10 protein-coding genes are annotated in these 12228 nt (G+C 32.3%); 6 read left to right on the forward strand and 4 right to left on the reverse strand.

The features are described 5' to 3' along the window. Positions 1–36: 36 nt before the first annotated feature. Complete coding sequence (locus tag ABW637_RS16080; protein ID WP_367585742.1) at positions 37–2070, forward strand: sensor histidine kinase; 2034 nt, start codon at positions 37–39, stop codon at positions 2068–2070. A 13-nt stretch (positions 2071–2083) separates the two neighbouring features. Here ABW637_RS16080 and ABW637_RS16085 read toward each other — a convergent pair whose 3' ends face one another. Next, positions 2084–2983, reverse strand: a complete 900-nt coding sequence (locus tag ABW637_RS16085) for an EamA family transporter (RefSeq protein ID WP_367585743.1) — start codon at positions 2981–2983, stop codon at positions 2084–2086. Between the two features lie 392 nt (positions 2984–3375). Here ABW637_RS16085 and ABW637_RS16090 point away from each other — a divergent pair, with 392 nt between their 5' ends. The 3 genes from ABW637_RS16090 to ABW637_RS16100 all read left to right on the forward strand — a co-directional run bounded on the left by ABW637_RS16090 (position 3376) and on the right by ABW637_RS16100 (position 8118). Next, on the forward strand, positions 3376–5574 hold the full coding sequence (locus tag ABW637_RS16090) for a T9SS type A sorting domain-containing protein (RefSeq protein ID WP_367585744.1): 2199 nt from the start codon (positions 3376–3378) through the stop codon (positions 5572–5574). 358 nt (positions 5575–5932) lie between these two features. Further along, complete coding sequence (locus ABW637_RS16095) at positions 5933–7039, forward strand: type 1 glutamine amidotransferase domain-containing protein (RefSeq protein WP_367585745.1); 1107 nt, start codon at positions 5933–5935, stop codon at positions 7037–7039. A 161-nt stretch (positions 7040–7200) separates the two neighbouring features. Continuing rightward, positions 7201–8118: a helix-turn-helix domain-containing protein gene (locus tag ABW637_RS16100; RefSeq protein WP_367585746.1), complete on the forward strand. Its 918-nt coding sequence runs from the start codon at positions 7201–7203 to the stop codon at positions 8116–8118. A gap of 61 nt (positions 8119–8179) precedes the next feature. Here ABW637_RS16100 and ABW637_RS16105 read toward each other — a convergent pair whose 3' ends face one another. Then, a complete protein-coding gene (locus ABW637_RS16105; protein ID WP_367585747.1) occupies positions 8180–9226 on the reverse strand; it encodes an alpha/beta fold hydrolase in 1047 nt (348 codons plus the stop codon). Next, positions 9226–9840, reverse strand: a complete 615-nt coding sequence (locus tag ABW637_RS16110) for a hypothetical protein (protein WP_367585748.1) — start codon at positions 9838–9840, stop codon at positions 9226–9228. Before ABW637_RS16110 ends, ABW637_RS16105 begins: the two co-directional genes overlap by 1 nt. A 139-nt stretch (positions 9841–9979) precedes the next feature. Between ABW637_RS16110 and ABW637_RS16115 the strand changes: the two genes are divergently transcribed. Together ABW637_RS16115 and ABW637_RS16120 are read left to right on the forward strand one after the other, a co-directional pair. Beyond that, the gene (locus ABW637_RS16115) at positions 9980–11005 is read left to right on the forward strand and encodes a sensor histidine kinase (protein WP_367585749.1); all 1026 of its coding nucleotides are present in this window, start codon (positions 9980–9982) and stop codon (positions 11003–11005) included. A gap of 9 nt (positions 11006–11014) precedes the next feature. Beyond that, positions 11015–11686, forward strand: coding sequence for a LytR/AlgR family response regulator transcription factor (locus ABW637_RS16120; RefSeq protein ID WP_367585750.1), 672 nt, complete (start codon positions 11015–11017; stop codon positions 11684–11686). 86 nt (positions 11687–11772) lie between these two features. On the opposite strand, the gene ABW637_RS16125 is transcribed toward ABW637_RS16120, so the two are convergent. Then, on the reverse strand, positions 11773–12216 hold the full coding sequence (locus ABW637_RS16125) for a hypothetical protein (protein ID WP_367585751.1): 444 nt from the start codon (positions 12214–12216) through the stop codon (positions 11773–11775). Positions 12217–12228 lie beyond the last annotated feature (12 nt).

The following is a 12228-nucleotide window of genomic DNA, read 5'->3' on the forward strand; positions in this document are numbered from 1 at the left end:
AATTTTTATAAAATCCCCCCATATTAAGCATTAAGAATGACAACTTATTTCAAATACTATTTAGGGTTCTTATCGATTATATTATTGTCTTCTCTTAGTTCATTTAGCCAAACAACTATTCTTCTACATGATTCGACAGAATTGCTAGATATCGGAAAGCAAACTTATTATCTGGAGGATGCTTCTCTTGGATTATCTATTGAAGAAATTATAAATGGTGATCTGGAGACTAATTTTAAAGAATATTCTCAGGAAACCATAAATTTTTCTAGTACGGCTTCTGCTTATTGGTTAAAATTTAAAGTGACCAAGGCAAAACCGGGTAATTTTTATCTGAATGTCGGTTCGGCATATATTGATTCTATATCGCTCTATGAATTTGATGAGGCGAACCAATTAATTTCTACCAGACATACAGGCGATGATTTACCTTTTAATACCAGGGAAATTGAAGTGGGAAATTATCTATTTGCCCTTGATTTTGATGTAAATAGCGCACGAACTTTTTATCTTAGGGTAAAGAGTGATCAACCTTTGTTTTTCCTCCTTCGAGTAGGTACATTACCCAATTTTTTAAGCTATGAACATGATTTAGACTTTCTACAAGGGATCTATTTTGGGTTTATGCTGATGATTTTCCTTTATAATCTCTTTTTGTATTTTTCAACAAGAGAAAGAATTTATCTCTACTATATAGCCTATGTATTCAGTATTACATGGTTTATGGCGTCAGTATTTGGTTATTTCTTTGAATACTTTTGGCCCAATACCCCTATTATTAATCAAATAGTAGTCGTCAGTTCAGGATTAACCATGATTACTGCGACTTTATTCACCCAAAAGTTTTTAAATACCAAAGAATTAGGTTCTAGGATGCATAAACCATCTATGGTATTTCTTGTTATAGGAATTTTAGTATGTGCACTTGTCTTAGTGGGATTTAAAATAGAAGGTCTGATGTTAGCCCAGGGTGGTCTTCTCATTATGGCAATATTCTTTCTTATCTTAGGTATTCGATTTAAATTAAAAGGATATCGCCCTGCTAAATATTACTTATTGGCTTGGGGTGCTCTTATTATAGGTATTTTCTTTGCTATCCTTGAATCATTGAATATCACTTTTGTAATGACGTATTTAAACGCGATGCAGATTGGTTCTGCCCTAGAAGTCTTACTGCTTTCATTTGCGCTGGGTGATAGAATTAATATGTACAAAAAGCAAAAAGAGGATGCACAATTAGAAGCGCTGCTAGCGGCCAAAGAAAATGAAAGATTGGTTCAGGAGCAAAATGTAATACTAGAAAAGAAGGTAACGGAACGAACTGCAGAAGTCGCTATTCGAAACGAAGAGCTAGTCAACCTGAATAAGGAAAAGGATATGCTGGTCAATGTAGTTGCCCATGATCTTAGAACTCCTTTGAGCCATGTAAGATTATTAATACAATTAATTGATGTTACCTCTTTACATTTGACAAAAGATCAGAAATCTTACTTAACTGAAATTGACAACTCGGTAGATCGCCTCTCACAGATGATTGGCCGTATTTTAAATATACACGCTTTAGAGACAAATCGGATTAAATTAAAGAATCAGGTTATTGATTTGGTAGAATTGGTTAACTATGTAGTACGGTGTTTTCGTCTTACCGCTGAGGATAAAGAGATTGAAATGATTACTACATCTGAATCGGGGAATCATTTTATAGAGGTAGATAAAAATTATATGATCCAAGTGTTAGAAAATTTAGTTTCTAATGCCATCAAATTTTCTGAAAGAGGAAGTAAAGTAGTATTGCATGTAAAATCTCATGACAGAAAAACCTATGTTATGGTCGAAGATCAAGGACCTGGTATTAGCGAACAGGATCAAAAGAAACTATTTGGCAGGTTTCAAAGACTCAGTGCACAGCCTACTGAAGGTGAAGCGTCTATTGGATTAGGATTATCGATCGTAAAAAAATATATCGAAGCCATGAATGGTGAAATTCATTGTGAAAGCCAATTAGGTATCGGAACCAAATTTATTATATCTTTTGAATCTAAAGATCACCTGGAAAAAGTAGAAGGTTGATATTCTTGCTAGTTTATGAATATAAAATCAAAAATACCCCCATCATAATACCGAATAATGGTACTAATTTCTTTCGCTTATTTTTCTCTTTAAAGATAAGACCACCAACTACAACAGCAATTAGTATTTGACTTCGTTTTATAGCAGATAGTAGCATGATTAGCGCATCAGGATCTTGCAAGGCTTTAAAATAAAAATAATCTGCAGCTTGTAATAAAACACCAACAGCAATAATAGACCATCGGAATTTAAATACTTTTCGTTTTTCGGCATACGGAAACCATGTAATGGTTAAAATAACCAGTAAAATTAGAATGGTATATATACAAAACCAAAATTGTAAGGTTTGTGGATTTAAACTTAAATTCTGAATTAAAAACTTATCATACAAACCACTACTAGCTCCTAAAAATGTAGCGCCAATAATGGCAAATATCCATTTATTACGTTTAAAATTAAGCCCTTCTTTTTTTCCAATCCTAGAGTATAAAATCACCGAAAAAATAATCAAGAAAAACCCCATCCATTGATATAAATTAGGGCTTTCTTTATAAATCATAATGGCACCAATAAAGGTGAAAAATGGTCCAGCAGAACGTATTGGAGTTACAATAGTAATAGGTAAATGCTTTAAAGCTTGATAGGCCAAAACCCAAGAACTAGCCATAATAGCAGACTTTATAAAAATAAAGCCATGTGTTTGCCCAGAAATATCCTGAAAATTATAGCCATTTTCTAATGCATAGTCAGGATAAAAAATAGAGAACAGATAAAATGTAGCGACAAATAAAAATCCACTAGAAACAGTACCCAAAAGTACCGGAAAAACTTCATTTCCTTGTACTGCATGCTTTTTACATAAATTGTGTAACCCTAAAAAAAGTGCTGCCAATAGGCCCAAATACATCCACATGGCGCGAATATAGTTTTTTAAGTCATTTTGTGATTAGAATACTAGTAACTATTTATTGACATCCAAGCAACCGACGTATATGCTAAGCTTATCGAAAGTATAGGAGAGCAGTTGGGAAACCGTTCTTATAAGGCGCATGATTTCCAAAATATCATATAACTAATGTGTATGGAATGGAATTATGATTATATAACTTTTAAAGTCATTGCAAAAGTTCTTTTATGTAAATATCATAATAAATTGTGTTTAAAATTAACACTTATTCAGTAAATCAGTTAAATTTATACGATAAATTAGGTATTAATACTTTTTTTGTTAAAATACTAACATATCTATTATGCATGAATAGTATTTTAGATAAACTATTTAACACAAACTCTTAATACTTTAAAATGAAAACTCAACTAACGTTTACACAAAAATCTTTGTGGCTTTTGGCCATTACATGTATAACTACTGTCGCAATGCATGCACAGCAAGTTATTAATGCAACATTACAAAATGATGGAAAAACAAGACAGTATCGTCTATATGTTCCTGCAAGTTACGATGCTAGTAAACCGGCTCCGCTGATTTTAAATTTCCATGGTTTTACAAACACTATTGATATACAATATAACCAAAGTGACTTTAGACAACTAGCCGAGGACAATCAATTTATATTTGTCACGCCTCAAGGACTAGGTGGTTTTTTCTCGGGGTGGGCAATAAATAATGGTTTTGGTGGTAATGAAGATGATTTAGGATTTTCGGATGCATTAATTAATAAAATTCAAGAGGATTTTAATATTAATGAAAAACGTATTTACGCGACAGGATTTTCAAACGGTGGCTTTTTTAGCTACAGGCTTGCCTGCGAATTAAGTCCAAGAATTGCAGCTGTGGCTTCTGTAGCTGGAAGTATGACAAGAATATGGATAAATAACAACCAATGTCAACCACAACACCCAACTGCTGTATTACAAATAACAGGTACTAATGATGGTACTATTTCTATTAATGGTAATGGGTCTAATAATTCAATTCAAGAAGTGATGGAATATTGGTCAGGTGTTAATAACGGAGACCCTACACCAGACGTTATTCAACTAGGAGGCGGATCTACACGGTCTATTTGGGATAATGGCGATAATGGTACGACAGCAGAATTTATTAGAGTTCAAGGAAAAGGACATAGCTGGAATGGTGGAAATGTAAACACTTCTCAAGAAATATGGAAGTTCTTTTCCCGATTTGATATCGATGGAGAAATAGATCCAACTACACCACCTCCTACAGGAGAAACTTGCTCAGGAGATGTGTCTTCTTTCCCTTACAACGAAAGTTTCGAAAGTAATTTAGGACAATGGTCGCAATCAAGTACTGATGATCTAAACTGGACCAGAGATTCTGGAGGTACGCCTTCTAATAATACAGGACCATCTAATGGAGCTGATGGTAGTTTTTACCTTTATGTAGAGGCTTCTGGTAATGGTACTGGTTACCCTAATAAAAGAGCAATACTTAATTCTCCATGTTTAGATTTTACAGGAATAGACTCGCCGAGACTTAACTTCCAGTATCATATGTTTGGTAGTGCTATTAATAGTTTAACGGTTGAGGCAAGAACTAATAACGAAGGAGATTGGGTTAGTGTATTTAGTAGAAATGGTAATCAGGGTAATACCTGGAACGCAGCGAATATAGATCTGGTTGCATATGCAGGAGAAGCGAGTGTTCAACTACGATTTAATGTAGTTACTGGTTCTGGTAATAGTGGATGGCAAAGTGATATTGCTATCGATGCTGTAGCAATCCAGAACGGTTCTGTAGATCCAGGCCCAACATGTGATAGTATTAATTTTAATGATTTTGCAATTACTTCTTTTTCTAATCAAGATAGTGCCGGGAATTTCACAATAGAGAGTGGCGGAGATGCTTTAGCGCTATCCAATAATACATGGAAATATATTGGTCTTGACTATACGGTAACGGCTAATACGGTTATCGAGTTTGATTTTAGTAGTTCATCTCAAGGAGAGATTCATGCGGTAGGGTTTGAAAATAATAATACACTAACATCATCACGTTATTTTAAAGTACATGGTACTCAAAATTATGGGGTAACTAACTTTGACAACTATTCTTCTGGTACGACTACCTATGTAATTCCTGTTGGTAATTTCTACACAGGAGTAATGGATAGGTTAGTATTTATAAATGATAATGATAGTGGTTCAGGAAATAATTCTACATTCTCTAATGTAAAGATTTATGAAGGATCTTGTGGAGGATCGCTAGTCGCAGAAAGATCGGCTGATTTTACGGGTTCGATTCCAATTTTTGGTGACGAAAATGAAGGTATAGGTGCTATTAAAATGTTACCTAACCCAACAAGTGATCAATTCTCTCTTGATGTAAGCTCGAAAAACACCACAGAGATACTAGTTACTATATATACTACATTAGGACAGAAAAAATATGAAACTAGATTAGATCCTGGTGTAAATAATTTCTCTGCCAACAGCTTAGGGCTTAGTTCTGGGATTTATATTGTGAAAATCCAATCCGAAGGTGAAGAAAATGTTGTGCAAAAAATAATTATTCAATAACAATTAATTATGCACCAAAAGATGCTTCAGTTTTATAATTGAAGCATCTTTTATTTTATAGTATTTTCATTGGTTAAAAACACGAGGTGTAATGATTACTTCATAGAGGAATTAGAAGAACTGCTAAATTAGGTGGTCGAATACTATATTTTAAGGTATAAAAGCCCTCTAGAGCTCACAAAACCTGTTCTACGACACGATAATAGGGTTACGGTATATAAGGTTTTAATGTTTCAAATGATTCATTAAATTAGATTTCTCAGTTTCAGAATCATCTTTTACTCTGACGAAATTATCATTCCGACAGTATTTATAAGCATTTTGGTCTTATTTCACCGAAAATTATAAATAATATACTATGTTTAAAAAATATCGAATACTTAAAGGGATATTCATTTTTATATTCAGTTTAGTTGTTATAGTAGTATCCTTTGGGCTTTGGTTTAGAACTTTAATACCTCCTAGAGACAGTGAAATAGCATCTACTTTAACTAATGAACTTCCATATTTATCAGAAAACCCAATACCATTAAGAGGTAAAATACTAGCCGTTGTAACAAGTACAGATACGATGGGAATTAGTGGTAAAGTCACTGGCTACGAATTAACAGAATTAGCACGTGCGTATTATGTGTTTAAGGCTAATGGTTTTGAAGTAGATATTGCAAGTCCAAAAGGAGGGAAGCCTCCCGTAGTTATTGATGATGAAGATATGGGTGCTTTTGATTATGCTTTTTTAAACGATTCGATCGCACAGTACAAAACAAGTCATACAATTCCGGTAGAAGAAATTGTAGCAGAAGATTACCAAGCTATATTTTTTGCTGGAGGAAAAGGCGCTATGTTCGATTTTCCGGATAATAAAACAATTCAATCTATTGTAAAAAATTACTATCAATCTAATAAAGTAGTTGGAGCAGTTTGTCATGGACCATCGGCCTTGGTTAATGTTACTTTAGATGATGGTCGTCCGCTTTTAGAAAACAAAAAAGTAAGCGGATTTACAAATAAAGAAGAATTGCTCTTAATTTCTGACGCCCAATCAATATTTCCATTTCTATTACAAGATAAGATGATTGCACAAGGTGCTAATTTTAATGAAGGCGCCATGTATTTAGAAAAAGTAAGCCATGATAAAAACCTAATAACAGGGCAAAACCCTTGGTCTACTTGGCATGTAGCCGAAAGTATGATTATGCAATTAGGGCATACTCCAAAATATAGAGAAAAGACTGATGAAGAAAATGCAGTACATATTCTAACAACATATAAAACCTCTGGAAAACAAAAAGCAAAACAAATGCTCGAAGACATGTTAATAGACGAAAAGAAGCCCGTAAATAGAGTATTAATAGCACAACATGCTATAATAGGGGTTATGAAAGGTAAAATGGGTAGCTTTTCAGATTTAATAGGATTAGTTTCTTTTGCCAAAAAATGTGAATCTAAAAAACTTAAAAAATAACTAAATTTGAGGAAAATAGATTGTTGAATTTTTTAGATATATTTCTGGTAATTATTAGTAGTGCAGGGCTTTTACATGGAATTGCATTTGCGACGTACTTATGCTTTTTTAAAAAGAAAAAATCAATAACCAATTATTTATTGGCTTTAATTCTCGTCTTCATGGCGTTTAGGATTGGTAAATCTGTCATGCTCAATTTTGGTCACAATTTAGAACCCATATTTATTTTTGCTGGTTTGGCCTTTCTGTTATTAATAGGCCCTTTATTAAGATGGTATGTCAAAGGAATGACGCAAGTTAATTTTAAATTACCATCCTATTATTTTATAGAGCTAATACCCTTCTTTTTAGTGTTTTTAGCTAGCTTCTTTGTTAACAAAAATTGGTTTGAGACTAGTAATAAAGAGGTCGTTATTGTTTTTGGAAGTGCTCTTATTTTTATCTATTTACATTTCGCTTTTTATATTTTTAAGACCAGTAGAATATATGTAAACACGAACAAGAATCATCCAATCCTACAACAGACCAAAACTCAAAAATCTATACTCACTTGGTTAAAGCTACTAATCTTTGGTTTTATTATAATTTGGATTTCTTTTTTCTTAAATATTATAGAGGATTCGGTACCATATATCGTTGGACCAATAATGTACTCTATAATAGTATATTTTTTAAGCATAAAGGCATTTCAGCTTAAAATAACAGATATTAATGGCGATGCTTTTAAAAAGAATGATGATATTCAATTATTCAACCAATTATCTATACTAATCGTGAATAACAAATTATATCTTGAATCGAATATATCGCTTTCAAGTTTAGGAAAGTTAATAGGATTGAGCTCACAAAGAACATCAGAAATCATAAACCAATATGCTAATCAAAATTTTAATGATTTCATAAATCAGTATAGAATTGAAAAGGCAAAAAAAATGCTTTCAGATGAAGATAGTAAAAACTATACAATATCATCTATTGCTTTTGATGCAGGTTTCAGTAGCTTATCATCGTTTAATAGTGCTTTTAAAAAATTTGAAGGGACAACACCTTCTTCTTACAGGAAAAATAATAGTATATAAAAAGGTTTTAAAATTTGTACTATAGAAGTGTGATGTGTCTTGAAAGGTAAATATGATCACTCTACTTATTTTGATCCATAAACTTAATGAGTTCTTCTGCAAATTGATCTGATTCACTAAGCATAGGTGCATGTCCCGAACGCTCAAAAATCACTAGTTCTTTTATGTTAGAACCTAAGTTGTCATAAGCCTCTTGTGCAAATGTTGCGGGTACTACCATATCATATTTGCCCGAGAGTATTAATGATGGTATTTCAATTTCTGAAAGTTGGTTTGTATAGGATACTTGTTCCCAAAGACCTTGGTTTGTTAATATAGATATGATATTTCTTCTATTCCAAAAAGTAGTAAGCAAGTTATAATTAAAAAATATATCGCTATCATTTTCTTGTCTATTAATTACATTATCGCCAACAAGTCTTCTTTCTGCCTGAAATGCTTTATTATTCATCTCAAAAAAATGATTTTGGCTATATTCAGGAGTCACATTATTTACTAAGTTAATAGTACTTTCCCAAAAACTAATGTTATTTCCTACTCCAATTTGCTCAGTAGCCACTCGCTCAAAGTTTGCTATATATTCTTGATACATTCCTTTAGGATTATGAATACCATCAACCGAAATCCATCCTAAAAATTCATGTTGATCTTTTAATACTGTAGCTGTACCTAATGTACCTCCCCAACTATGACCCAGTAAGAAAAAGCGAGAGTCGTTTCCATATTTGCGTCTCATTACTTTTACTAATGCCAAAATATCTTCAGCCATAATGTCTACGCTTATTCCATTTTCAGAATAACTCCCCTGGGACATTCCAGAACCTCGCTGATCAAAATAAACAACAGCATATTCTTTTTCTATTTTATTTTTAAAAGGGGCCAAACGATAACTTAATCCTGTATCTCCCGGGCCTCCGTGTAATATAATCAGAAATACTTTTTCAGCACCATTTCCATGAATATAGGCAGGCATATCGGCATTCTTATGACGTACAAAAATCGTGTCGTCTAGATTGCCCAAATCATCATCATTTGAACAAGAAAATATATTTAAAACAGTTAGTAGTATAATTGCCGTTCTCAATGTATTGAATATTAGATTTTGCATCACTTTTTCTTTTTAAAATTAAACCGATACCCGTATTGTAAAGAAATAGAAGGAGAAGTACCCGCATTATATGGAGTTCTAAGCATTAAGTTTATATTGAAGTACCTACCTGTTAGTTTTTTATCTTTTCGTTGTTTACCAAAACCAATAGAAAGTGAAGGCGCATAATAACCTCTTCCTGGGAGAAACACCTTACTTACATCATCTCCATTTACTTCGTACGTTTCGGGTAAAAAAGAACGATAATATCCTAATGGATTTAATGCAATACTAAATTGTTTTCCCTTGGTATTGGTTCTTCTCCACATAAGACCATAATTGGTGAAGATTCCGGTATCTGTTTTGGTGGCAAAATTAGTAGTAACACCAAGATTTCCATCAAATAAAAACTGGTGTGTGATCGTTTTTTGACGGCGTTTTTTTTCTTTAATTTTAACCTTTTCTTTCCATAGGTATTCTGCACCAAAACTTAACCCATTATTCCAAACTATATTACCAGAATAGCCTATTTTAAATTCTGTTTTGTCTAAAAAAGAAGCGCCACTCTCCGTCTGATCCTGAGCATGAATAGACGTAACAAATAAATATAAGGTGACCAGAATATACGTTCTCATTTTTAAATTTTGAAACAAAACAACAGTAAAAGAAGTTTTAAAAAATAATAATTTGATAAACGTTGAATAATTGGTGATGACCGTTGAAAATATTATTACTACAAATAAATTATGCTTTCCTTTGTTTAAAACACTTAAAATGAATAGACCAACAAAACTACCAATTGTTGCAGGACACATATTGTTTTGGTTATTAAACTATTGGTTTGTTGCTATGGGATCAAATTTCAATTGGAATGGTTTTACATATGCTTCTGGTAGTTTGGCACATGCCTATGCGTATGGGCTTTTTTTTAATGCCGTTTTATTTTACACACAAGTTTTTTGGTTATTCCCAAAAATGTATATCCGTAATAGAAAGGTGAAATTTTATGTGCTTTCTATTGCTGTAATCATTGCAATTTCTCTTATTGAAACCTATTGTGATTATATACTTCATGGTATTTACGATATAAAAAATGAACCATTAGTAGGAAGTTTTAATGCAAATTCTATATTTCACATCATATATAGCATCGCTGGCTTTTACTATATACTTAAATTTGAACACAAAAAAACTAAAAAAATAAACCAAAAGCTTTTAGAAGAAACCTACAAAACAGAACTTAAATATCTAAAGGCACAATTAAATCCTCATTTTTTATTTAATGGTATCAATAGTGTCTACCATTTAATTGGAAAAAATGATACGCTGGCCAAAGAAACTTTACTTCAATTTTCTGGCCTACTACGGTATCAGTTATATGAAAGCAGCACTCATATTTTATTAGAAAAAGAATTAGATTACGTATTAAAGTATATCAAAATTGAAGAGACTCGAAGAGGCTCAGATATTCAATTAGATTACGATATCAAATCAGAGAATCCTACAATGAAAATAGCACCTTTGTTGTTGATTCCTTTTATAGAGAATGCTTTTAAACATTGTAGTAATCATGAAGATAATAGTGCGAATTCGATTGAAATAACAATTGAAGAAACAGGAGGGAAGCTTACCCTTAATGTTACCAATAGTTATGATCAGTTAATTAATGAAAAAGCAGCAGGTGGAATTGGATTAACTAATGTGCAAAAACGATTAGCACTATTATATCCAGATACACATCAACTAAAAATTAATAAAGAAATGACCAATCATATTGTGAATCTGTCTATTAGTTTGTAACACTAAAAAATGAAACAGCTTAATTGTTTAATTATCGATGATGAGCCTATTGCCAGAGAGGGCATAGCCGACTACTGTAAAGAGATTTCATCTTTAAATGTCATTGGCTTATGCAAAAATGTATTGCAAGCAAATCATTATATAGAAAGTAATCAAATCGATTTAATCTTTCTGGATATTAATATGCCCATAGTATCAGGTATGGATTGGTTGAAAGACTTAAAAAACTCTCCTTCTATCATTATGACCACGGCATACGAAGAGCATGCCTTAGAAAGTTTTATGTATAACGTAATAGACTATTTGGTAAAGCCAATTTCATTTGAGCGTTTTTTGCAGGCAATAAATAAAGTCAGCAACTATTATGACCATAAAAAGGAAAATGAAGTACTGTTTTTAAAAAGTGAAAAACAGCTTAAAAAAATCAATATAAATGATATTTTATTTGTAGAAGCCATGCAAAACTATATAAAAGTGGTAACCCCAACAGAGTCTATAACTACACATATGTCTTTAAAAAGTTTTAAAGATCAATTACCCGATCATTTTATTCAAACACATAAATCATATGTAGTATCTAAATATAAAGTAGATAAAATTGTAGACAATCAAATTAGTATTGGAAACTACAAAGTCCCCATAAGTGTACGTTTAAAAAAATTGGTTTTGAATAGTTTTTAAATCATTTTAATGTTCTTGTAAGCAGAGCAATCACAAATCCCAAAGTATTAAATATACTAGCTCCAACAAACATTATATAATCTCTTCTATTTTTTAACAGCGGTAAATGGTTTTTTACGCCCAGCTGCCATTCCTGAAGTTATTTCCATAGAACCAGACATACTTTTTCCATCGATAGAAGCTGTATACGTTGCCTTCATTTTCCCCATAGGGGTTTTGATGCCGCTTTTCCAGCTTAGTTCACCATTACTGTTATTGATTACAAACTCATCGCTATCATTTTTTCCTTTTAGAGTACCGTTATCATCAAAAATGGTAATCGTGCCATTTCGTTTCCCTCTACGTGTATCCATCGTCATATCCCAAACTCCTATAACAGAAGAGTCTAACTGAGATTCAACTGCTTGAATAAAAGCATCTGTTTTGTTTTCTTTTTCTTCAGTCTTAGAAGGAGTTGACTTTGTTTGAGCAGTACTATTAAAGCTAAATAACAAAGTTGTCATAATAATTATAATGAGTAACGTTTTCATTTGTATGTCTTT

The sequence above is a fragment of the Aquimarina penaris genome, assembly GCF_040786285.1.
Classification (GTDB): domain Bacteria; phylum Bacteroidota; class Bacteroidia; order Flavobacteriales; family Flavobacteriaceae; genus Aquimarina.

Coding starts and splice junctions, on each gene's coding strand:
- ABW637_RS16080 (WP_367585742.1), top strand. CDS start 37: ATGACAACTTATTTCAAATACTATTTAGGGTTCTTATCGATTATATTA.
- ABW637_RS16085 (WP_367585743.1), bottom strand. CDS start 2,983: ATGTGGATGTATTTGGGCCTATTGGCAGCACTTTTTTTAGGGTTACAC.
- ABW637_RS16090 (WP_367585744.1), top strand. CDS start 3,376: ATGAAAACTCAACTAACGTTTACACAAAAATCTTTGTGGCTTTTGGCC.
- ABW637_RS16095 (WP_367585745.1), top strand. CDS start 5,933: ATGTTTAAAAAATATCGAATACTTAAAGGGATATTCATTTTTATATTC.
- ABW637_RS16100 (WP_367585746.1), top strand. CDS start 7,201: ATGGCGTTTAGGATTGGTAAATCTGTCATGCTCAATTTTGGTCACAAT.
- ABW637_RS16105 (WP_367585747.1), bottom strand. CDS start 9,226: ATGCAAAATCTAATATTCAATACATTGAGAACGGCAATTATACTACTA.
- ABW637_RS16110 (WP_367585748.1), bottom strand. CDS start 9,840: ATGAGAACGTATATTCTGGTCACCTTATATTTATTTGTTACGTCTATT.
- ABW637_RS16115 (WP_367585749.1), top strand. CDS start 9,980: ATGAATAGACCAACAAAACTACCAATTGTTGCAGGACACATATTGTTT.
- ABW637_RS16120 (WP_367585750.1), top strand. CDS start 11,015: ATGAAACAGCTTAATTGTTTAATTATCGATGATGAGCCTATTGCCAGA.
- ABW637_RS16125 (WP_367585751.1), bottom strand. CDS start 12,216: ATGAAAACGTTACTCATTATAATTATTATGACAACTTTGTTATTTAGC.